This window comes from Nocardioides sp. ChNu-153 (assembly GCF_030466625.1).
Taxonomy (GTDB): Bacteria; Actinomycetota; Actinomycetes; order Propionibacteriales; family Nocardioidaceae; genus Nocardioides.
In genome coordinates this window covers 137482-159281 of sequence record NZ_JADEVT010000006.1, presented here as the reverse complement: position 1 = coordinate 159281, position 21800 = coordinate 137482, and the positions used below count along the sequence as shown (strand labels likewise).

At 74.7% G+C, this 21800-nt stretch carries 18 protein-coding genes; 3 read left to right on the top strand and 15 right to left on the bottom strand.

Annotated elements, in window-relative coordinates; genetic code table 11:
* Positions 1-85: 85 nt before the first annotated feature.
* Positions 86-1321 (bottom strand): class I SAM-dependent RNA methyltransferase, encoded by a 1236-nt coding sequence (locus tag INN71_RS10325; RefSeq protein ID WP_301800227.1) that lies wholly within the window; start codon positions 1319-1321, stop codon positions 86-88.
* Positions 1318-3381 carry an APC family permease gene (locus INN71_RS10320; protein ID WP_277498306.1) on the bottom strand — a complete coding sequence of 688 codons (2064 nt, stop codon included), beginning with the start codon at positions 3379-3381 and terminating at the stop codon, positions 1318-1320. The genes INN71_RS10325 and INN71_RS10320 overlap by 4 nt, the downstream gene beginning before the upstream one ends.
* A gap of 86 nt (positions 3382-3467) precedes the next feature.
* Between INN71_RS10320 and INN71_RS10315 the strand changes: the two genes are divergently transcribed.
* Positions 3468-4130, top strand: a complete 663-nt coding sequence (locus tag INN71_RS10315; RefSeq protein ID WP_277498305.1) for a TrkA family potassium uptake protein — start codon at positions 3468-3470, stop codon at positions 4128-4130.
* A complete protein-coding gene (locus tag INN71_RS10310) occupies positions 4130-4798 on the top strand; it encodes a TrkA family potassium uptake protein (RefSeq protein ID WP_277498303.1) in 669 nt (222 codons plus the stop codon). Before INN71_RS10315 ends, INN71_RS10310 begins: the two co-directional genes overlap by 1 nt.
* A 117-nt stretch (positions 4799-4915) precedes the next feature.
* Here INN71_RS10310 and aspS read toward each other — a convergent pair whose 3' ends face one another.
* Genes aspS through INN71_RS10295 form a run of 3 tightly spaced genes read right to left on the bottom strand, consistent with a single transcriptional unit; the run spans position 4916 to position 8872 of the window.
* Positions 4916-6694: an aspartate--tRNA ligase gene (aspS, locus tag INN71_RS10305; protein WP_301800224.1), complete on the bottom strand. Its 1779-nt coding sequence runs from the start codon at positions 6692-6694 to the stop codon at positions 4916-4918.
* The gene (gene hisS / locus INN71_RS10300; RefSeq protein ID WP_301800222.1) at positions 6691-8106 is read right to left on the bottom strand and encodes a histidine--tRNA ligase; all 1416 of its coding nucleotides are present in this window, start codon (positions 8104-8106) and stop codon (positions 6691-6693) included. The genes aspS and hisS overlap by 4 nt, the downstream gene beginning before the upstream one ends.
* Before the next feature lie 34 nt (positions 8107-8140).
* A complete protein-coding gene (locus tag INN71_RS10295) occupies positions 8141-8872 on the bottom strand; it encodes an MBL fold metallo-hydrolase (protein WP_301800220.1) in 732 nt (243 codons plus the stop codon).
* Between the two features lie 156 nt (positions 8873-9028).
* On the opposite strand from INN71_RS10295, the gene INN71_RS10290 reads away from it, so the two are divergent.
* The gene (locus INN71_RS10290) at positions 9029-10255 is read left to right on the top strand and encodes a DUF349 domain-containing protein (RefSeq protein ID WP_301800218.1); all 1227 of its coding nucleotides are present in this window, start codon (positions 9029-9031) and stop codon (positions 10253-10255) included.
* Positions 10256-10340: 85 nt separating this feature from the next.
* Here INN71_RS10290 and INN71_RS10285 read toward each other — a convergent pair whose 3' ends face one another.
* The 10 genes from INN71_RS10285 to INN71_RS10240 form a co-directional block, all read right to left on the bottom strand.
* Positions 10341-12578, bottom strand: a complete 2238-nt coding sequence (locus INN71_RS10285) for a bifunctional (p)ppGpp synthetase/guanosine-3',5'-bis(diphosphate) 3'-pyrophosphohydrolase (protein WP_277498359.1) — start codon at positions 12576-12578, stop codon at positions 10341-10343.
* 299 nt (positions 12579-12877) lie between these two features.
* On the bottom strand, positions 12878-13486 hold the full coding sequence (locus INN71_RS10280) for an adenine phosphoribosyltransferase (RefSeq protein WP_301800216.1): 609 nt from the start codon (positions 13484-13486) through the stop codon (positions 12878-12880).
* Positions 13487-13512: 26 nt separating this feature from the next.
* Positions 13513-16146 (bottom strand): hypothetical protein, encoded by a 2634-nt coding sequence (locus INN71_RS10275; protein ID WP_301800214.1) that lies wholly within the window; start codon positions 16144-16146, stop codon positions 13513-13515.
* Positions 16147-16149: 3 nt separating this feature from the next.
* Positions 16150-16497: a preprotein translocase subunit YajC gene (gene yajC, locus INN71_RS10270; RefSeq protein ID WP_301800211.1), complete on the bottom strand. Its 348-nt coding sequence runs from the start codon at positions 16495-16497 to the stop codon at positions 16150-16152.
* 129 nt (positions 16498-16626) lie between these two features.
* Positions 16627-17673 (bottom strand): Holliday junction branch migration DNA helicase RuvB, encoded by a 1047-nt coding sequence (gene ruvB, locus INN71_RS10265; protein WP_277498358.1) that lies wholly within the window; start codon positions 17671-17673, stop codon positions 16627-16629.
* A gap of 55 nt (positions 17674-17728) precedes the next feature.
* Positions 17729-18331 (bottom strand): Holliday junction branch migration protein RuvA, encoded by a 603-nt coding sequence (gene ruvA / locus INN71_RS10260; RefSeq protein WP_277498294.1) that lies wholly within the window; start codon positions 18329-18331, stop codon positions 17729-17731.
* Positions 18328-18963: a crossover junction endodeoxyribonuclease RuvC gene (gene ruvC / locus INN71_RS10255; RefSeq protein WP_277498293.1), complete on the bottom strand. Its 636-nt coding sequence runs from the start codon at positions 18961-18963 to the stop codon at positions 18328-18330. Before ruvC ends, ruvA begins: the two co-directional genes overlap by 4 nt.
* A 138-nt stretch (positions 18964-19101) precedes the next feature.
* On the bottom strand, positions 19102-19869 hold the full coding sequence (locus INN71_RS10250; protein ID WP_277498292.1) for a YebC/PmpR family DNA-binding transcriptional regulator: 768 nt from the start codon (positions 19867-19869) through the stop codon (positions 19102-19104).
* Between the two features lie 15 nt (positions 19870-19884).
* Positions 19885-20568, bottom strand: coding sequence for a pyridoxal 5'-phosphate synthase glutaminase subunit PdxT (gene pdxT, locus INN71_RS10245; RefSeq protein ID WP_277498291.1), 684 nt, complete (start codon positions 20566-20568; stop codon positions 19885-19887).
* 61 nt (positions 20569-20629) lie between these two features.
* A complete protein-coding gene (locus INN71_RS10240) occupies positions 20630-21775 on the bottom strand; it encodes a metallophosphoesterase (protein WP_277498290.1) in 1146 nt (381 codons plus the stop codon).
* Positions 21776-21800: the final 25 nt, after the last annotated feature.

The following is a 21800-nucleotide window of genomic DNA, read 5'->3' as shown; positions in this document are numbered from 1 at the left end:
GACGGCCTGGCCGCGGTCGGAGCGGCTGGCCGGCATTTGTCTCGACGTCAAGATACACGGCGTCGAGCGAAAACCGGAGGAGCGGTCAGGCCGCGTCGCGACCGTCCGGCACGAGCAGCGCGACGCACTCGACGTGGTGGGTCATCGGGAAGAGGTCGAACCCGCGAAGCCGCTCCAGGCGGTAGCCCCGCTCGGCGAAGGACGCGACGTCGCGCGCCAGCGCCGCGGGGTCGCACGCGACGTACGCCACCGCGCGCGGCGAGCGGCGCACCACCTCGTCGACGACCTCGCGTCCCGCGCCCTCGCGGGGCGGGTCGAGCACCACGACGTCCACCGGGTCACCGAGGCCGTCGCGCAGCACCTGCGCCACGTCGCCGCGGCGCACCTGCGGCGCCCCGGGGGCGTCCGCGAGGTTGGTGGCGGCGTGGGCGGAGGCCGCGGCGTCCCCCTCGACGCTGACGACGGAGCCGTCCGGGCCCACGCGGTCGGCGAGGAAGCGCGCGAACAGCCCCACCCCGCCGTACAGGTCGAGGGCCCGCTCCCCCGCCCGCGGCGCGAGCATCCCGAGCACGGCCTCGACGAGCGTCGCCGGCGCACCCGGGTGCACCTGCCAGAACCCGGCGGCCTCGACGGCGAAGCGGTGTCCCGTGCCGCCCGCGGCGACCTCCTCGTGCACCACACCGGGCCGGGGCTCGCGCGCGTCGGGGTGGGCGATGCGGCAGTCGTCGACCTCGACCACGTCGTGGGCCCGGTGGCGGCGCATGCCGCGCCCGCCGTCGGGCAGCGCGACGTACCGCACCCGCGTGCGCCACCGCAGGCCCGCCAGCTGCTCGGGGAGGTCGCCGGGCACGGCCTCGACCTCGACGTCGAGGTCGAGGCCCGCGAGGCGGCGCAGCTGCTCGGCCACGACGTCGGCCTTGAGGCGGCGCTGGTGGGCGAGGTCGACGTGCTGGAAGTCGCAGCCGCCGCACAGACCGGGGCCGGCGAACGGGCACGGCGCGTCCACGCGGTGGGGCGAGGCCTCCTCGACCACGACCGCGTCGGCGCGCCAGAACCGGTCGCCGTCGCTGCCCTCGGTCACCTCGAGCACGACGCGCTCGCCGGGCAGGGCGTGGCGCACGAAGACGACGCGGGGGCGCTCCTGGTCCGGCAGCTGCACGCGGGCGACGCAGTGCCCGCCGTGGGCGACCGGGCCGACCTCCGCGGTGAACCGCTCGCCGACCCGGGAGGCGCCGCGCGGGACACGGGTACGGCGGACCCCGCCGCCGCGCGGCCCGCGCCGCCGGTCGCCCCGACCGCGGCCAGGAGCCGGCTCGCTCACCGGCCGCGCTCCGACGGGGGCGTCACGCGGTCCGGCGGGGCGTCGGTGACCCGGCCGCGGCGCAGGTCGCCGGGCCGGACGCGGGTCATCTGCCGGTCCTCGCGCTCCAGGGCGGCGGCGGACGAGCGCAGCTGGTAGGGCACCGAGGTCACCATGATGCCGGGCGTGAAGAGCAGCCGGCCCTTGAGGCGCAGCGCGCTCTGGTTGTGCAGCAGCTGCTCCCACCAGTGACCCACGACGTACTCCGGGATGTAGACGGCGACCACGCCGCGCGGGTTGGCGCGGCGGATCTCCACGGCGTAGTCGACGATCGGCCGGATCAGCTCGCGGTACGGCGAGTGCAGCACCTTCAGCGGCACGTCGATGCGCCGGGCGTCCCAGGCCTCGAGGAGGCGGTCGGTGTCGGCGGAGTCGGTCGAGACGCAGACGGCCTCCAGGACGTTGGGCCGCGACGCCTTGGCGTAGGCCAGCGCCCGCAGCGTCGGCTTGTGCACCTTCGAGACGAGCACGATGGCGTGCACGCGCGTCGGCAGGACCTTGTCGCCCTCCTCCGCGGCGAGCTCGAGGGCGACGCGCTCGTAGTGGCGCCGGATGCCCCGCATGAGGAAGAACGCCGCCGCCATCGCCAGGATCGTGATCCAGGCGCCCTCGAGGAACTTCGTCACCAGCACGACGACGAGCACGACCGCGGTGAAGCAGAGGCCGACCGTGTTGATGGCGCGCGAGCGCTGCATCGACCGGCGCCTCGCCGGGTCCTTCTCGCTCGCCAGGTGCCGCGTCCAGTGCCGGATCATGCCGAGCTGGCTGAGGTTGAACGAGACGAAGACGCCGACGATGTAGAGCTGGATCAGCTTCGTGGTCTGGGCGTCGAACGCGACGATGAGCACGATCGCCATGACGGCCAGGAAGACGATGCCGTTGCTGTAGGCGAGGCGGTCGCCGCGCGAGCCGAGGGCGCGCGGGGCGTACCCGTCCTTCGCCAGGATCGAGCCCAGCACCGGGAAGCCGTTGAAGGCGGTGTTGGCCGCCAGCACGAGGATGATGCCCGTCATCGTGACGATGAAGTAGAAGCCCGGCGGGAAGTCGGAGAAGAGCGCGCCGGCGATCTGGGCGATCACCGTGTGCTGGTCGTAGCCCTCGGGCAGCGGGTCGCCCGCCACGGTGCGCAGGCGGTCCACCTCGTGCGGGTCGACGTAGCGCAGCCCCATCTCCCGGGCCAGCAGGATGACCGACATCATCATCGTGATGGCGATCGCGCCCAGCATGAGCAGCGTCGCCGCGGCGTTGCGGCTCTTCGGCCGGCGGAAGGCCGGCACCCCGTTCGAGATGGCCTCCACCCCGGTCAGGGCGGCGCAGCCCGACGAGAACGCCCGGGCCAGCAGGAAGACCATCGCGAACTGGCTCAGCGGGTCCTCGAACCCCTCGCGCGGCACCACCTGCAGGTCGGCGCTCTCGACCTCGGGCAGCGTGCCGGCGAACCAGCGGATGCCGCCGTACACCGCCATGCCGAGGATCGCGACCATGAACAGGTACGTCGGCACGGCGAAGTAGCTGCCCGACTCGCGGATGCCCCGCAGGTTGAGCGCCATGAGCAGGACGACCAGCGCGGAGGCGAAGAAGACCTCGTGCCCGGACAGGAACGGGATGGCCGCGGCCGCGTACTGCGAGCCCGACGAGATGGAGACCGCGACGGTGAGCACGTAGTCGACGAGCAGCGCGCTCGCGACCGTGGTGCCGGCCGCGGGGCCCAGGTTGACGCTCGCCACCTCGTAGTCGCCGCCGCCGCTCGGGTAGGCGTGCACCGTCTGGCGGTACGACAGGATGACCGCGGCCATCACGAGCGCGACGGCGACGCCGATCCACGGGGAGAAGACGTAGGACGTCGCCCCCGCGATCGAGAGCATGATGAAGACCTCGTCGGGGGCGTAGGCCACGGACGAGAGCGCGTCGCTGGCGAAGACGGGGAGCGCGATGCGCTTGGGCAGGAGTGTTTCCCCGAGCTGGGAGCTGCTGAGCTTGCGCCCGAGCAGGACCCGTTTCGAGGCGTCGGCGAGACCCACGAGGCGCGATCGTACGCCCGCGCGGTGGCGGCGCCACTTCCTCGCGGTGGAGCCCGCCCGAGCCCGACTGGGCTACGGTTCGCCACGTGCATGTCGTGATCATGGGCTGCGGCCGCGTCGGTTCGACGCTGGCGCGGAGCCTGGAGGACCGCAACCACACCGTCTCGGTGATCGACGTCGCCTCCGAGGCCTTCCGCCGACTCGGCCCGGGCTTCAACGGCGAGAAGGTGACGGGCCTCGGCTTCGACCGCAAGGTGCTCGTCAAGGCGGGCATCGAGCGGGCCGACGCGTTCGCGGCGGTGTCGAGCGGAGACAACTCCAACATCATCGCCGCCCGGGTCGCCCGCGAGTCGTTCGGCATCGAGCAGGTCGTGGCCCGGATCTACGACCCCGGCCGCGCCGAGGTCTACCAGCGGCTCGGCATCACCACCGTCGCCACGGTGAAGTGGACGGCCGACCAGGTGCTGCGCCGGATCCTGCCCGCCGGGGCCGAGCCCGACTTCCGCGACCCCTCGGGCACCATCCGCCTCGACCAGGTCCCGGCCCCCGAGCGCTGGGTGGGCGTGCGCACCGTCGCGTTCCAGGAGCAGACCCGCACCCGGATCGCCTGGATCGACCGGCTCGGCGAGGGCACGCTCCCCCACCGCGAGAGCGTCATCCAGGACAACGACATGCTCCACCTGGTGATGCGCGAGGAGAACGCCGCCCACGCCTACCAGACCATCGCCCGCGGACCGGAGGAGAGCTGATGCGCGTCGCCATCGCCGGCGCCGGGGCGGTCGGCCGCTCCGTCGCGGCCGAGCTGATCGACAACGGCCACGAGGTGCTGCTCATCGACAAGGCCGCCGTCGCCATCCGCCCCGAGCGGGTGCCCGAGGCGGAGTGGCTGCTCGCCGACTGCTGCGAGCTATCGTCGCTGGAGGAGGCGCGCCTCGACCAGTGCGACGTGGTCATCGCCGCCACCGGCGACGACAAGGCCAACCTGGTGACGTCGCTGCTGGCCAAGACCGAGTTCGCCGTGCCCCGCACGGTGGGCCGCGTCAACCACCCCGACAACGAGTGGCTGTTCAACGAGGCGTGGGGCGTCGACGTCAGCGTCTCGACCCCGCGCATCATGTCGGCGCTGGTCGAGGAGGCGGTCGCGGTCGGCGACCTGGTGCGCCTCTTCACCTTCCGCCAGGGCCAGGCCAACCTGGTGGAGCTCACGCTGCCGGAGGACTCGCCGTACGTCGGGAAGCCCTCGGGACTCGTGCCGTTCCCCGACAACTGCGCGCTGGTGACGATCCTGCGCGACGGGCAGGTCTACACGCCGGACGCCGAGCAGCCGCTCGAGGCCGGTGACGAGCTGCTCTTCGTCGTGCCCGCGGAGCTGGAGGACGACCTCGAGCGCCTGCTGGCGCCGAGCACGCACCCCTGACGCGCAGCAACCCGGCAGCACCCGGCACCACCCGGCAGCACCCGCGGACGCCCGACGGGCCGCCGCCCCGCCCCCGCAGGGGTGGTGGCGACGGCCCGTCGGCGCGTCCGGCGCGGCTCAGCCCTGCGCGGGCGCCTCGGCCTTGACGGCCGGCTTCGCGTCGACACCGGCCTCCTTGCGCTGCGCGGGCGTGATCGGCGCGGGCGCGGCGGTCAGCGGGTCGAACCCGCCGCCCGACTTCGGGAAGGCGATGACCTCGCGGATCGAGTCGACGCCGGCGAGCAGCGACACGATGCGGTCCCAGCCGAAGGCGATGCCGCCGTGCGGGGGCGCGCCGTACTTGAACGCCTCGAGCAGGAAGCCGAACTTCTCCTGCGCCTCGGCCTCGTCGAGGCCCATGAGCGCGAACACGCGCTTCTGCACGTCCTCGCGGTGGATGCGGATGGACCCGCCGCCGATCTCGTTGCCGTTGCAGACGATGTCGTAGGCCCACGCGAGCGCCTCGCCCGGCTGCTCGTCGAACGACGCGACGTCCTGCGGCGAGGTGAAGGCGTGGTGCACGGCCGTCCAGGCGCCCGATCCGACCGCCACGTCGCCGCTGGCGACGGCGTCGCCGGCGGGCTCGAACAGCGGGGCGTCGACGACCCAGAGGAAGCTCCACGCCGACTCGTCGATGAGGCCGCCGCGGCGACCGATCTCGAGGCGCGCGGCGCCCAGCAGGGCGCGCATGGGCTTGGTCGCGCCCGCGGCGAAGAAGACGCAGTCGCCGGGCGCGGCGCCGACGTGGGCCGCGAGGCCGGCCTTCTCCGCGTCGGAGAGGTTCTTGGCGACGGGGCCGGTCAGCTCGCCGTCCTCCTGCACGAGCACGTACGCCAGCCCGCGGGCGCCGCGCTGCTTGGCCCACTCCTGCCAGGCGTCGAGCTGCTTGCGCGGCTGCGAGGCGCCGCCGGGCATGACGACGGCGCCGACGTACTCGGCCTGGAAGACCCGGAACGTCGTGTCGGCGAAGTACTCGGTGCACTCGACGAGCTCGAGGCCCATCCGCAGGTCGGGCTTGTCGGAGCCGAAGCGGGCCATCGCCTCGGCGTACGTCATGCGGGGCAGCGGGGTGGGCACGTCGTACCCGACGAGGGCCCACAGCGCCGAGACGATCTCCTCGGCGAGGCGGATGACGTCGTCCTGCTCGACGAAGCTCATCTCGATGTCGAGCTGGGTGAACTCCGGCTGGCGGTCGGCGCGGAAGTCCTCGTCGCGGTAGCAGCGGGCCAGCTGGTAGTAGCGCTCCATGCCCGCGACCATGAGCAGCTGCTTGAACAGCTGCGGGCTCTGCGGCAGCGCGTACCAGCTGCCGGGCTGCAGGCGGGCGGGCACGAGGAAGTCGCGGGCGCCCTCGGGGGTGGACCGGGTCAGCGTCGGCGTCTCGATCTCGACGAAGTCGTGGCCCGCGAGCACCTCGCGCGCCGCCTTGTTGACCTCGCTGCGTAGGCGCAGGGCGCGGCCCGGGCCGGTGCGCCGCAGGTCGAGGTAGCGGTGGCGCAGCCGCGCCTCCTCGCCCACGTCGACGTGGTCGTCGATGGGGAACGGCAGCGGCGCGGCGGCGCTCAGCACCTCGACGTCGGTCGCGATGACCTCGATCTCGCCGGAGGCCAGGTTGGGGTTGGCGTTGCCCTCGGGGCGCAGGGCGACCTCGCCGGTCACCTGCACGCAGTACTCGTTGCGCAGGCCGCCGGCGACCTCCTCGTCGCGCACGACGACCTGGGCGACGCCGCTGGCCTCGCGCAGGTCGAGGAACGCCACGCCGCCGTGATCGCGCCGCTTGGCCACCCACCCGGCGAGGGTGACGGTCTGGCCTACGTGCGCCGGGCGCAGGGCGCCGGCGTCATGGGTGCGGATCACGGGGTCTTCTCCTGGGGGTCGGTGCCGCGGGGGCTGCTGGGGGTGGCGCTGTTGCCGCTGGGGGGCTCGTTGAGCACCTGCGGGCGCAGGTCCTCGGGCGAGGGTGCCCACGAGGACGGGTCGGCGTCCACCTGGTTCCCGTCGCGGATGTCCTTGACCTGGTGGCCGCCGTCGTCCTGGGGGAACCAGACGAAGGGGATGCCGCGGCGGTCGGCGTAGCGGATCTGCTTGCCGAACTTGGCGGCGCTGGGCGCGACCTCGCAGGGGATGCCGCGGGCCCGCAGCGCGTCGGCCACCGCGTCGGCGGCCGGGCGGGAGCCCTCGTCCACGAGCGCCACGAGCACGGCGCTCGGCACCGATCGGCTGCCGCGCACCACACCGCGGGCGAGCAGGGGCACGAGCACGCGGGAGACGCCGAGCGAGATGCCCACCCCGGGGTACGTCGTGCGGCCGTCGGAGGCGAGCGCGTCGTACCGGCCGCCGGAGCAGATGGAGCCCATCGACTCGTAGCCGTCGAGGCGGGTCTCGAAGACGGTGCCCGTGTAGTAGTCGAGCCCGCGGGCGATGGACAGGTCGGCGGTGATGCGGACCTTGCCGCCGGCCAGCGGGGCCGCCGCGCGCACGAGGGTGGCCAGCTCGTCGAGGCCCTCCTCGAGCAGCGGGTGGGTGACGCCGAGGGCGCGCACCTGCTCCACGAAGCCGTCGTCGTCGGTGCGGATGGTCGCGAGACGCAGGCAGGCGTCCGCCTGCTCCGGCGTCGCGCCCGCGTCGGCCACGAGCATCTCCCGCACGCGCTCGGCCGGCACCTTGTCGAGCTTGTCGACCAGGCGCATGACCTCGTCGGTGTCGGCGAGACCCAGGCCTGCGTAGAAGCCCTGGATGAGCTTGCGGTTGTTGACCTGCAGCCGGAAGCCGGGCAGCCCGATGGAGCCGGGGTCGGCGAGGCGCCGCAGCGCGTCGAGCATGACGCGGGTGACCTCGACGTCGTGGTGGAACGGCAGCTCGTCGCGGCCGATCACGTCGATGTCGGCCTGGGTGAACTCGCGGTAGCGACCGTCCTGGGGCCGCTCGCCGCGCCAGACCTTCTGCACCTGGTAGCGGCGGAAGGGGAAGTCGAGCTTGCCGGCGTTCTCCAGCACGTAACGCGCGAACGGCACGGTGAGGTCGAAGTGCAGGCCGATGCCCGCGTCGCGGCCGCCGTCCTCCTCTTGGAGGCGGCGCAGGACGTAGACCTCCTTGGAGGTGTCGCCCTTCCGCAGCAGCTGGTCCATCGGCTCGACGGCGCGGGTCTCGATGCCGGCGAAGCCGTGCAGCTCGAACGTGCTGCGCAGGGTGTCGACCACCTGCTGCTCGACGACCCGCTGGGCGGGCAGCAGCTCGGGGAACCCGCTCAGCGGGGTGGGCTTGCTCATGGGGTGCTCAGCTCTCGGGTGCTCTGCTCGTCGGTCACAGGCCGCGGGTGACGCGCCCGGCGCCGCCCTCGCGGCCGGTCTCGATCAGGTCGCGGAGGTAGGGGTTGGTGGCGCGCTCGCGGCCGATGGAGGTCTGCTCGCCGTGCCCGGGCAGCACCACGACGTCGTCCGCGAGCGGGAGCACCTTCGAGCTGAGGGTGCGCAGCATCGTGGCGTGGTCACCGCCGGGCAGGTCGGTGCGCCCGATCGAGCCCGCGAAGAGCAGGTCGCCGGCGAACATCACCTCGGAGACGTCCGGCTCGCCCTCCCCCGCGCCGTACGGCGTGCGGAAGGTGACGGAGCCCTCGGTGTGGCCCGGGGTGTGGTCGACGACGAACCGCAGGCCGGCCAGCTCGAGCTCCTGGCCGTCGGCCAGCTCGGCGACGTCGTCGGGCTCGACGAACTCGTGGCGTCCGCCCAGCAGCATCGCGGCGCTCTCCTTGCTGATGCCCGCCATCGGGTCGCTCAGCAGGTGGCGGTCGCGGGGGTGTATCCAGGCCGTGGCGTCGTAGGCGCCCGCCACCGGCGTCACCGACCACATGTGGTCGATGTGCCCGTGCGTCAGCAGCACCGCGACCGGCTTGAGCCGGTTCTCGGCGACGACCTGCTCGACCCCCGCCGTGGCGTCCTGCCCGGGGTCGACCACGACGCACTCCGTGCCCTTGCCCGTGGCCACGACGTAGCAGTTCGTGCCCCAGGCACCTGCGGGGAATCCGGCGATGAACACCCCGGCACACTACCGAGCGGGTACGGCGCGCCGCACGTCGGCGGGCACGCCGCCCCACGCGGGGGGCGGGGATGACTAGCATGTGCCCCGGACAGCCGTGCGCGCGACCAGCGCGCCCGGAGCGAGGCCATCGGGTAGCGAGAAGAGGACGACCACGTGACGGGTCAGGACTGGGGTCGGGTCGACGAGGACGGCACGGTGTACGTGCGCACCTCCGAGGGTGAGCGGTCCGTCGGGCAGTACCCGGCGGGGTCACCCGACGAGGCCCTGAAGTTCTTCACCGACCGCTTCGACGCGCTCAGCTTCGAGGTCGACCTCCTGGAGAAGCGGATCGGCAGCGGCGTGCTGAGCCCCGAGGACGCCGCGGCGTCCGTGGCGAAGGTGCGGGCCAGCGTCGCCGGGGCGAACGCCGTCGGCGATCTCGAGGGCCTGCTGGCCCGGGTGGACGGCCTCACCGGCGCCGTGGACTCCCAGCGCGAGGCGAAGAAGGCCGAGCGCGCCGAGCGCGTGGCGGCCGCCCGCGTCGAGAAGGAGCGCATCGCCGCCGCGGCCGAGGAGCTGGCGGCGGGCAACGACTGGCGCAACGGGGCCAACCGCCTGCGCGACCTGCTCGAGGAGTGGAAGGCGCTGCCGCGCCTCGACCGCGCCTCCGACGACACGCTGTGGCGCCGGTTCTCCGGCGCCCGCACCACCTACACCCGCCGGCGCAAGGCGCACTTCTCGCAGCTGAACGAGCAGCGCGACTCCGCCCGCGCGGTGAAGGAGCGCCTGGCGACCGAGGCGGAGGCGCTGTCCACCTCGACCGACTGGGGCCCGACCGCCGGCCGCTACCGCGACCTCATGCGCGAGTGGAAGGCCGCCGGCCCGGCCCCGCGCGACGTGGACGAGGCGCTGTGGCGCCGCTTCCGCGGCGCCCAGGACACGTTCTTCGGCGCCCGGGACGCGGCCAACAACGCGCTCGACGCGGAGTTCGCCGGCAACGCGGAGGTGAAGGAGAAGATCCTCGCCGAGGCCGAGGCGCTCCTGCCCGTCGAGGACCTCGACGCCACCAAGCGCGCGTTCCGCGACCTGGCCGACCGCTGGGACGCGGCGGGCAAGGTGCCGCGCGACCGCGTCAAGGAGCTCGAGGGCCGGATGCGGAAGGTCGAGCAGGCCATCCGCGGTGTCGAGGACGAGCAGTGGAAGCGCTCGGACCCCGAGAAGTCCGCGCGCGCCAACGACGTCATCGTCAAGCTCGAGACGGCCATCGCCGAGGTGGAGGCCGAGCTCGAGGCGGCGCGGGCGGCCGGCGACGCGCGCAAGGTCGCCGACCTCGAGGGCAACCTCGCCTCGCGCCAGATGTTCCTCGACGCCGCCCGCCGCGCCTCCGCCGACTTCGGCTGAGCGGCCCGACACCCGGGACCACGACGGAGGCCCGGTCCCGCACCTGACGGGTGCGGGGCCGGGCCTCCGGTCGTACGGCGGGGCCCTACTGCGTCAGGCGGTAGGCGTCGAAGACGCCGGGCACCGTGCGCACGGCCCGCAGCACGGTGTCGAGGTGCTTGGCGTCGGCCATCTCGAACGTGAACTTGCTCTTGGCGACGCGGTCGCGGGTCGTGCTCAGCGAGGCGCTGAGGATGTTCACGTGCTGGTCCGACAGCACCATCGTGATGTCGGAGAGCAGGCGGGCCCGGTCGAGTGCCTCGACCTGGATGTTGACGAGGAAGGTCGACTGCGCGGTCGGCGCCCACTCCACCTCGACGAGGCGCTGGGGCTGCGAGAGCAGGTTGTCGGCGTTCGTGCAGGTCTTGCGGTGCACCGAGACGCCGCCGCCCTTCGTGACGAACCCGAGGATCGGGTCCGGCGGCACGGGGGTGCAGCACTTCGCGAGCTTGACCCACACGTCGGCGGCGCCGCGCACGATGACGCCGGAGTCCGTCGACGTCGGGGTGGCCGCGCGTCGGCGGCGCGGCGAGGTGATGGTGACGCCCTCGGCCGCGTCCTCCCGGGCGCCCTCCTCGCCGCCGTGGAGGTCGATCACGCGTCGTACGACGGTCTGCGCCGACAGGTTGCCCTCGCCGACCGCGGCGTACAGCGCCGTGATGTCGGCGAGCTTGAAGTGGACCGCGACCTCGGTCAGCGACTCGGCGGACATGAGCCGCTTCAGCGGCAGTCCCTCCTTGCGCATGAGCTTGGCCAGCTGCTCCTTGCCGCGCTCGATGGCCTCCTCGCGCCGCTCCTTGGTGAACCAGGCGCGGATCTTGGAGCGCGCGCGCGGGGAGCGGACGAAGCCCAGCCAGTCGCGCGACGGGCCGGCGTTCGGCGCCTTCGAGGTGAAGACCTCGACGACGTCGCCGTTGTCGAGGGTGGACTCCAGCGGCACCAGACGGCCGTTGACGCGTGCACCGATGGTGTGGTGGCCGACCTCGGTGTGCACGGCGTAGGCGAAGTCCACGGGCGTGGCACCGGTGGGCAGCGCGATGACGTCGCCGCGCGGGGTGAAGACGTAGACCTCGGCCTGGTTGATCTCGTAGCGCAGCGAGTCGAGGAACTCCCCCGGGTCCTCCACCTCGCTCTGCCAGTCGAGCAGCTGGCGGACCCACGCCATGTCGTCGCGCTCGGCCAGCCGGTCGGTGTCGACACCGGCGCGGCCGTCCTCCTTGTACTTCCAGTGGGCCGCGACGCCGTACTCCGCCCGCTTGTGCATGGCGTAGGTGCGGATCTGGATCTCGACGGGCTTGCCCTGCGGGCCGATGACCGTCGTGTGCAGCGACTGGTACATGTTGAACTTCGGCATCGCGATGTAGTCCTTGAACCGGCCCAGCACCGGGTTCCAGCGCTGGTGGACGGCACCCATCACGGTGTAGCAGTCGCGGTCGTCCTCGACGAGCACGCGGATCCCGACGAGGTCGTAGATGTCGGAGAACTCGCGGCCGCCGACGATCATCTTCTGGTAGATCGAGTAGTAGTGCTTCGGCCGGCCGGTCACGGTGGCCTTGATCCGCGCGTCCTTCAGGTCGGAGGTGACGCGGGCGATGACCTCGGCGAGGAACTGGTCGCGCGACGGGGCCCGGTCGGCCACGAGGCGCACGATCTCGTCGTAGATCTTCGGGTGCAGGGTCGCGAACGCGAGGTCCTCGAGCTCCCACTTCAGCGTGTTCATGCCGAGGCGGTGGGCCAGCGGCGCGAAGATGTCGAGGGTCTCGCGGGCCTTGCGCTCCTGCGTCTCCTGCTTGACGTAGCGCAGCGTGCGCATGTTGTGGAGCCGGTCGGCGAGCTTGATGACGAGCACGCGGATGTCGCGCGACATCGCCACGATCATCTTGCGGATCGTCTCGGCCTGGGCCGAGTCGCCGTACTGCACCTTGTCGAGCTTGGTCACGCCGTCGACGAGCACCGCGACCTCGTCGCCGAAGTCGGCGCGCAGCTCGTCGAGCGTGTACGGCGTGTCCTCGACCGTGTCGTGGAGCAGGGCCGCGACGAGCGTCGGCTCCGTCATGCCGATCTCGGCCAGGATGGTGGTCACGGCGAGCGGGTGCGTGATGTAGGGGTCGCCGCTCTTGCGCATCTGCGTGCCGTGCAGGCGCTCGGCCGTCAGGTAGGCGCGCTCGAGCAGCGCCAGGTCGGCCTTGGGGTGGTTCGCGCGCACCGCGCGGAACAGCGGGTCGAGCACCGGGTTCGTGCCCGGCTGGCTGCGTGTGCCGATGCGGGCCAGGCGCGCCCGCATGCTGCGGGCGGAGGTCACCGACTCCGTGGAGCGGGTGCCGGTCGGCGCGGGGAGGGCCTCACCGGACCGGGCCAGCCGGCGCGTGCGCGAGGTGGCGCCGCGGGCATCTTCGTCCTCACGGGGCACGGCCCCGTGCCCGCCCCGGGACTCGACACCGGGCTCCACGACCGGGTCCGCCGGAGGGGCCTCGGCGACGGGCACACCTGTCCGGGGCTCCGCACCGCTCCCCTGCTCGTCGCTCACCCTCGTCAGTCTAGGACCACGTCGGTCGGCACGTGCGGGCGCCGGTCGCCCTCGCGTCAGACCTGGAGCAGCGCCGTCACCGGCACGCCGTCCACCGCGGCGCGACCGGGCAGGAAGGTGAGCTCGAGGAGCAGCGCGACGCCGACGACGTGGGCGCCGCACCGCTCGACCAGCGTGCGCGTCGCGGCGGCCGTGCCGCCGGTCGCGAGCACGTCGTCCACGACCAGCACCCGGTCGCCGGGGGCCAGCGCGTCGACGTGGAGCGCCAGCGAGGTGGACCCGTACTCGAGGTCGTAGTCGACCTCGTGGGTGGCGCGGGGCAGCTTGCCGGGCTTGCGCACCGGCACGAAGCCGACGCCCAGCGCCTGCGCGACCGGGGTGCCGAAGAGGAAGCCGCGGGCCTCCATGCCGACGACCTTGTCCACCACCGTCGCGCCGTCCGGCCCGCGGCCGGCGTCCGCCAGGGCGGCCACGACGGTCGCGAACGCCACCGGGTCGGCGAGCAGCGGCGTCACGTCCTTGAACACCACGCCGGGCTGGGGGAAGTCGGGGACGTCGATCGACGTCGACCGGACGGCCTCGGCCGCCGCGGCGCGCCGGGCCTCCACCGCGTCGGCGTCGGCGGTCCCCGGGACGGGGGACGTGGGGGGCTGCGTCGCGGCCATCGGCCTCGGTCTCCGTTCGTGGTGGGTCAGGGCGTCGACACGGTACGGCGTGGCCCCGCGCCCGCCGTACCCGCCGTGCCCGGTGCCGGGCCGACCCCGGACGGCAGCGGCGGTGGGGCCATCAGGCGGGTCGGGGCCAGCAGGAGCGCCGTCGTGGTGGCCACGAGCAGGCCCCCGGCCACGACGAGGAACGGTCCCCGCACCGAGGGCGCGGCGAGCACCACGCCGAGCAGCGGGAGGAGGGCCAGCGCGGCGGCCTCGACGTAGCGGCGCCACCAGTCGTCGACCTCCCGCCCGGCCACCACGGCGACGTGCGCGACGACTGCGGTGACGGCCACGGCCAGCAGGGCGGCGAGGGTCGCCGGCGAGGCCGTCACACCGGCCCACGCAGCGAGCCCCGTGCCGGTCAGCAGCGCGAGGGCCGTGGCGGCGACCACGACTCCGACGGCGCGCAGCGACCACGCCAGCAGCCCGCGGGTCAGGGCGAGGCCGGCCAGGAGCGCGACGAGCACCAGGGCACCCGCGCCGACCCAGGCCAGCGGCGACCCGGCCGCGCGGAAGCCGGCCGACGAGACGCCGGCGTCCTCGGTGACCGGCAGTGCCGCCAGGTCGGCGGTCAGCGCGGTGCGCTCGGCGGTCGTCAGGCGCGGCGTGGTGACGAGCACGGCGCCGTCCCCGGCGGTGCGTACCGACGAGACGGGAACGCCGCTCCCCCGGGCCGCGTCACGTACGGCGGACCGGGCGTCGACGGGGTCGCCGACCACCGCGACGAGGTGCTCCTCCCCGGTGGTGAACGCCGGGTCGGAGGCCACGCCGCGCAGCGCCAGACCGGCAGCGGCCACCACGGCCGCCGCCACCAGGAGCCCGGCGACGACGCGGCGGGCGGACGCCGGCCGCGGGAAGCGGCTGGTGGCGGGGGTGGTGGCGGGGGTGGTGGCGCCGGGGAGGTGCGCCGCGCCGCGGCGCTCCGCGAGGACGACGGCCAGCGGCCGCACGAGGAGGAGGCCGCTGACGAGCGCGGCGGCGAGCACGACGCCGACGGCCACGGCCACGTCACCCAGCTCGCCCCCGGCCACGAGGCGCACCGCTCCCGCTCCGACGACGCCGGCAGCGACGCACGGCCACCAGCGACGCCACGCCTCGGCGCCGCCGCGCTCGGCGGCCGCCGCGGGCGTGCGTCCCGGCGCCTCGCGCTCGCCGGCGACCTGCACGCCGGCGGCGAGGAGGGGCACGACCGGCAGCGTGCCCGCCACGGCGACCGCGACGGGGAGGGTGAGCGGCAGGCCGACGACCTGGTCGGCCAGGAGCAGCAGCGGGGCGACGAGGGCCGCCGTACCGGCCGTCGCGACGAGCGGCAGCACGGCCCGCCGCCGGGCGAGGGCCCCCACCGCGAGGGCGGCGACGAGCAGGCCCACCCCCGCCCCCAGCGCCCCGTGCGCGCCCTCGTCGCGATCGAGGGTGGAGCCGAGGCGGATGACGTCGACGTGGTCGACCGCCACGGGAAGGGCACCGGCGCGCACGCGCTCGGCGGCGGCCTCCGCCTCGGGCTGGTCGAGCCGACCGACGAGCACGGCGCCGTCGTCGGGCTCGGTGAGGTCGGACACGGCGACGACGTCGCCGTCGATGGTGAGGGCGACCTGGGGGACGTCGGCCTGCGGGCCGTCGGGGCCGTCGGGGGCGTCGGGGGCGTCGGGGGCGTCGGGGGGCACGGTCAGCGCGACCAGGGTCGCGACGCCGTCCGCGGCCCCCGGGTCCAGCTCGACGCGCACGCCCCACCGGCCACCGTCGAGCACCGGCTCCTCACCCCCGGGCACGAAGTTGCCGTCGGCGGGGTCGTCGCCGAACTCGGCCCCCGGGTCGCCCGGCGCCGCGGGGTCGGCGGGGTCGGCGGGGTCGGCGGGCACGTCGTCGCCCGGGACGCGGTCGGCCGGCGCATCGTCGGGGGCGGGCCCGTCCGGCACCTCGCCCTCGGCACCGCCCGGCGCCTCCGCCCCGCCGGGCTCGCCGGCGGGCGCCTCCCGCAGCTCGGCCGCGGCGCCGTCGACGGTGTCGCCGGCCGCGAGCGCCGGTCCGAGCAGGTAGGTGCCGCCCGCGGCGTCGCAGGCCAGCAGCGGCTGGTCGGCGGCCACGGGCCCGGTGTCGTCCCCGCAGCGGTACGACGGGAGCGCGGCCGCCCATGTCGGGTCCGGCGAGCGGGTCCACGCGACGGCCGAGTCACCGGTGGTCGGGAGCCCGGCGGCGTCGACACCGCCGTCCGCGCTGCCGGTGGCGGTGCCGGTGCCGGTGGGGGCGTCGTCGCCCCGGGCGACGACCGCGCGCAGACCGACCTGGCCGGTCGAGCGCAGGGCGTCGAGCACGCGGTCGTCGGGACGACCGGGCAGGGTCACGAGCAGGGCGCCGTCGCTGCGGCGCCGCGCCGTCGCGCCCGGGGCGCCCGCGTCACGCGCGCGCGTCTCCAGCACCTCGGCGGTGGCGTCGAGCGCGTCGGCCGAGGACTCCTCGGCGGTCGGGACGACCACGACCCGGGTGCCGGCCAGCACGTCGACCCCCCAGCGGGGAGCCCAGCTGGCGGTCAGGGCCACCACGCCGAGGGCGGTGGCGACGAGCAGGACGTGGAGGACGACAGCCCTGCCGTGGGTGGTGGCGCGTCCCCCGGCCACGGGTCAGGCCCCGTTGGCCCGCTTGTCGAGGTCGACCGTGGTGTCCGCGGCCGGGTCGGCCGCGTCGGCCGGGAGCGCGGCGGCGTCCTCGACGTCCTCGTCCTTCACGACCACGGCGACGGCGGCGCGCACGACCTCGACGACGGTGCCGGGGGCGAGCTCGACGCGGACGCGCTCGCTGTCGCCCACCTCGCGCAGGACGCCGAAGACGCCGCTGGTCAGCATCACCTCGTCACCGACCCGCAGCGAGTTCTGGAGCTCGACCTGCGCCTTCTGGCGGCGCTGCGCCGGGCGGATCATGAGGAACCAGAAGAGCAGGAACAGCAGGGCGAGGAACAGCAGCTCGTACACGAGGCGACATCTCTTCGGCGTCGACGACAGGGACCGGCCGCGCGAACGACCTCCGCGATCCTAGCCCGCCCGCGGGGCCCGGGTCCGGCAGCGGTCGGGCAGCGGTCGGGCAGCGGTCGGGGGCGTCGCTCAGTCGTCGAAGAGCGGCGCGTCGGCCACGCGGCCGCCGGGTCCGTCGTACGACGCGGGCACGGCCAGCCCGAGGTGGGCCCACGCCGCCGTGGTGGCGACGCGGCCGCGCGGCGTGCGGGCGAGCAGCCCGGAGCGCACGAGGAACGGCTCGGCGACCTCCTCGACCGTCTCGCGCTCCTCACCGACGGCCACGGCGAGGGTGGAGACCCCCACCGGTCCCCCGCCGAAGCGGCGGCACAGCGCGTCCAGGACGGCCCGGTCGAGCCGGTCCAGCCCCGAGGCGTCGACCTCGTACAGGTCCAGCGCCGCGCGGGCCACCTCGCGGGTCACGACGCCGTCGGCGCGGACCTGGGCGAAGTCGCGCACCCGGCGCAGCAGCCGGTTCGCGATCCGGGGGGTGCCGCGCGAGCGGCCGGCGATCTCGGCGGAGCCGTCGTCCTCGAGCGTCGTGCCGAGCAGCCCGGCCGAGCGGCGCACGATGCGGTCGAGGTCCTCGGGCTCGTAGAACTCGAGGTGGGCGGTGAACCCGAACCGGTCGCGCAGCGGGCCGGGCAGCAGGCCGGCCCGGGTGGTCGCGCCGACCAGCGTGAAGGGCGGGATCTCGAGCGGGATGGCGGTGGCCCCGGGGCCCTTGCCGACGACGACGTCGACCCGGAAGTCCTCCATCGCCATGTAGAGCATCTCCTCGGCCGGCCGCGACATCCGGTGGATCTCGTCCACGAACAGCACGTCGCCCTCGTTCATCCCCGACAAGATGGCGGCGAGGTCACCGGCATGGGTGATGGCGGGACCGCTGGTCAGGCGCAGGGGCGCCGACATCTCGGCGGCGATGATCATGGCGAGGGTCGTCTTGCCCAGCCCCGGCGGGCCCGACAGCAGCACGTGGTCGGGCGCCCGGCCGCGGCGTCGGGCCGCCTCGAGCACGAGGCCGAGCTGCTCGCGGACGCGGACCTGCCCCACCACCTCGTCGAGGGTCCGGGGGCGCAGCGCCGCCTCGACGGCGCGCTCGTCACCCTCGGCCTCCGCCGCCGTCAGGGTGCGCAGGTGGGCCTCCTCGGCGGCGCTGAGGTGGTCGTCGTACCCCTGCTCGTCGCCCACGTCAGGCCTTGCTCAACGTGCGGAGGGCCGCGCGCAGCAGCGCACCGACGTCGGGCGCGTCGCCCGCCTCGGGCGCGACCGCGTCGACGGCGCGGTCGGCCTCCTTCGCCGACCACCCCAGCCCGACGAGACCGCTGTGCACCGGCGCGCGCCACGCGTCGCCCGGCGCCACGACCGGCTGGCCCGGGGCGACGACGGTGCCGGGGGCGCCGATGCGGTCCTTCAGCTCGAGGATGATGCGCTGCGCGCCCTTCTGCCCGATGCCGGGGACCCGCGTGAGCGTCTTGACGTCCTCGTCGGCGACCGCGCGGCGCAGGTCGTCGGGCCGCAGCACCGCGAGCATGGCCTGGGCCAGCTTGGGCCCGACCCCCGACGCGGTCTGCACCAGCTCGAAGACCTGCTTCTCGTCGTCGTCGACGAAACCGAACAGGGTCAGCGAGTCCTCCCGCACGACGAGGCTCGACGCGAGCGTGGCGCGCTCGCCGCGGCGCAGCGTGGCGAGCGTCGCGGGTGCGCACAGCAGCTCGACACCGACACCGCCGACCTCCAGGACGGCGCTGGTCAGGCCGACCGTGGCGACCTCGCCTCGGACGAACGCGATCATCTCTTCCTCCCGTGGGCGGCGACGGCCGCGGCGTACCGGTTCGGTGCGGTGGTGCTGGTCGTGCCGGACGTGCTGGGCGTGCCGCTGGCGCCCCGGGGCGTGCCGGCGACGCGTGACGTCGCCCGAGCGCCGGCCACCGCGGCCTCCAGGCGGTCCTGCGCCCCGCCGCGCCAGATGTGGGTCACGGCGAGGGCCAGCGCGTCGGCGGCGTCGGCAGGCTTCGGCATCTCGGAGAGCCGCAGGATCCGGGTGATCATGGCCCCCACCTGGGCCTTGGTGGCGCGGCCGCTGCCGGACACGGCGGCCTTGACCTCGCTCGGGGTGTGCAGCGCGACCGGGATGCCTCGGCGTGCGGCCACGACCATGGCGATGCCGCTGGCCTGGGCGGTGCCCATCACCGTGCTGACGTCGGAGCGCGCGAAGACCCGCTCGATCGCCACGACGTCGGGGCGGTGCTCCTCGATCCAGGCCTCGACACCCTTCTCGATCGTCACGAGCCGGACCGGCACGGCCTCGGTGGCCGCGGTGCGGAGCACGTTGACGTCGACGAGGGTCAGGGGACGGCCGACGCTGCCCTCGACGACACCCATGCCGCAACGGGTCAGGCCGGGGTCGATCCCGAGCACGCGCATCCGTGGTCCTCCCGACGCGAGGTGGTGGTGTCGAACGTGTGTTCTAGCGCGCCACCGTAGCCCGCTCGCGGGCCGTGGGCGGTACGACGCGCCGCCGTGCCGCCGTGCCGCCCTCGTGCCGCCCTCGTGCCTCCGCCGTCAGGCGTCCTCGAGCTCCGCCATGACGTCGTCGGAGATGTCGAAGTTCGCGTAGATGTTCTGCACGTCGTCGAGGTCCTCGAGCACGTCGACGAGGCGCAGCATCTTGCCGGCGGCGTCCTTGTCGAGCTCGACCTTGAGGTCGGGGCGGAACTCGGCCTCGGCGGAGTCGTAGTCGATGCCCGCCGCCTGCAGCGCGGTGCGGACGGCGACGAGGTCGGTGGCCTCGGAGACGACCTCGAACGCCTCGCCGATGTCCTCCACGGCGTCGGCGCCGGCCTCGAGGGTGGCCTCGAGCACGTCGTCCTCGTCCACCGTGCGCGCGTCCTGCGCCGCGGGCACCACGACGACGCCCTTGCGGTGGAACAGGAAGGAGACCGAGCCCGGGTCGGCGAGCGAGCCGCCGTTGCGGGTCATCGCGGTGCGGACCTCCATGGCCGCGCGGTTCTTGTTGTCCGTGAGGCACTCGATGAGCATCGCGACGCCCGCCGGCCCGTAGCCCTCGTACATGATCGTCTGGTAGTCGGCGCCGCCGGTCTCCGCGCCCGAGCCGCGCTTGACGGCGCGGTCGATGTTGTCGTTCGGGACCGAGCTCTTCTTCGCCTTCTGGATGGCGTCGTACAGCGTCGGGTTGCCCCCGGGGTCACCGCCGCCCATGCGGGCCGCGACCTCGACGTTCTTGATCAGCTTGGCGAACATCTTGCCGCGCTTGGCGTCGATGGCGGCCTTCTTGTGCTTCGTGGTCGCCCACTTGGAGTGGCCAGACATGCGTCCCTCTTCTACTCAGCCGGTACGACGGGTCCGAGCCTCGTCCACCACCGAGTCCCAGAACATCCGGTGGACGACGGGGTCGTCACCGATCTCGGGGTGGAAGGACGTCGCCAGGAGCGCGCCCTGCCGGACCGCGACGATCCTACCCGCGGCGTCGCCGTGCGTCGGGGAGCCCTCCGCCCGGGCCAGCACCTCGACCCCGGGGCCGGCCGACTCGACCCACGGGGCCCGGATGAAGACGGCCGGCACCGGGGTGCCGGCGAGGTCGACGGTGGTCTCGAACGAGTCGACCTGCCGACCGAAGGCGTTGCGGCGCACGGTGACGTCCAGGCCGCCGACCACCTCCGAGCCGTCCTGCTGCGCCGGCGTGCCGTCGAGGACCCGGTCGGCCAGCAGCACCATGCCCGCGCACGTCCCGAGGACGGGACGGTCCCGGGCCACGAACGCCCGCACCGCGTCCATCACCCCGAAGCGCACCGCGAGCCGGCCGATGGTCGTCGACTCCCCGCCCGGGAGGACGAGCCCGTCGAGCGGCTCGATCTCCTCGGCCCGGCGGACGGCCACTGCGTCCGCGCCCAGGCGGCGCAGCGCCGCGACGTGCTCGCGGACGTCGCCCTGGAGGGCGAGCACCCCGACGCGCGGGCGGCTCGACGGGGGCGACGGCGGGGACGGAGGGGGGGACGGAGGGGCGGGCACGGGCGCCGAACCTAGCGGGCGGCGGGTGCCGGGCGGCGGGCGTCCCGCATCGCGGCGGGCCTCAGCCCGCCCGCAGCGTGACGACGACGACCTCGGGCGGCGCGCCGACGCGCACCGGCGGGCCCCAGGCCCCGGCGCCCCGGCCGGTCACCAGCGTGACCCCGTCCACGTCGTCCACCCCGGCGACGGTGGGCTGGTCGAGGCGCACGAACCACCCGAAAGGCCACAGCTGCCCGCCGTGGGTGTGCCCGGACAGCTGCACGTCGACGCCGCGGTCCGTGACGACCTGGGACGGCTCGTGGGCGACGAAGAGGATCGCGTCGTCGGGCGACGTCCCGGCGAGGGCGGCGCCGGGGTCGGGGGCGGACGCGCCGGTCCCGATGGCGTCGTGCACCCCGGCCACGACGAGGCGCGCTCCCCCGGCCTCGACGGTCACCGACTCGTTGGCCAGCACCGTGATGCCGAGCCCCTCGAGACGGGCGACGAGCTCGTCGGCGTCGCCGTTGAGGAACTCGTGGTTGCCGGTCACGGCCACCACGCCGTACGGCGCGTCGAGGTCGCCCAGCGGGTCGAGGTAGGGACCGACGTGGCGGTGCAGGCCGTCGGCGTAGTCGCCCCCGAGCACCACCAGGTCGGCGTCCGTGCCGGCCACCTGCTCGACCACCGCGCGCACGAAGTCGTCGTCGCGCACCGGCCCGACGTGCAGGTCGCTGATGAACGCCACCCGGAGGCCGTCGAGCCCGTCGCCCAGGTCGGCCACCACGACCTCGTGCTCCGTGGTCCGCACGTGGGCGGCCTCGACGTGCCCGTACGCCGTGGTGCCCGTCGCCGCGAGCACGGCGAGCACGGCGCCCCACCGCGCGGTCCGCAACCGGGCCGCCGGACGGCGGGCGAGGCGCAGCACGCCGCACGTGACCGCCACCAGCAGGAGGCCGAGCGTCAGGTACCAGGCCAGCGCGACCGCCGTGAGGCCGAGCCACAGGAGCGGGCGCCACGGGGCCGGGTCCGTCGTGCGCTGCACGACCTCCGCCACGGCGAAGGCGACGACGCCGAGCACCGCGACGGCGACGGTCCCCCGTCGTACCCGGGCCGCGCCGCGCGGGCCCAGCACGTCGCCCCAGGCGGGCGCGACGGCGAGGCGGCGCACGAGCCACGTCACCCAGCCGACGAGCACGAGGAGGGCGAGCGCGCCGCCGAGCCAGATCACCCGGTCATCCTGCCGGGGCCGCCCT

Bases quoted from the DNA above. Each gene is read 5' to 3' on its own strand.
- INN71_RS10285 (WP_277498359.1), bottom strand. From the start codon at position 12,578: ATGCGGGCGCGCCTGGCCCGCATCGGCACACGCAGCCAGCCGGGCACG.
- ruvC (WP_277498293.1), bottom strand. From the start codon at position 18,963: ATGCGCGTGCTCGGGATCGACCCCGGCCTGACCCGTTGCGGCATGGGT.
- INN71_RS10250 (WP_277498292.1), bottom strand. From the start codon at position 19,869: ATGTCTGGCCACTCCAAGTGGGCGACCACGAAGCACAAGAAGGCCGCC.
- INN71_RS10280 (WP_301800216.1), bottom strand. From the start codon at position 13,486: ATGGCCGCGACGCAGCCCCCCACGTCCCCCGTCCCGGGGACCGCCGAC.
- hisS (WP_301800222.1), bottom strand. From the start codon at position 8,106: ATGAGCAAGCCCACCCCGCTGAGCGGGTTCCCCGAGCTGCTGCCCGCC.
- ruvA (WP_277498294.1), bottom strand. From the start codon at position 18,331: ATGATCGCGTTCGTCCGAGGCGAGGTCGCCACGGTCGGCCTGACCAGC.
- INN71_RS10310 (WP_277498303.1), top strand. From the start codon at position 4,130: ATGCGCGTCGCCATCGCCGGCGCCGGGGCGGTCGGCCGCTCCGTCGCG.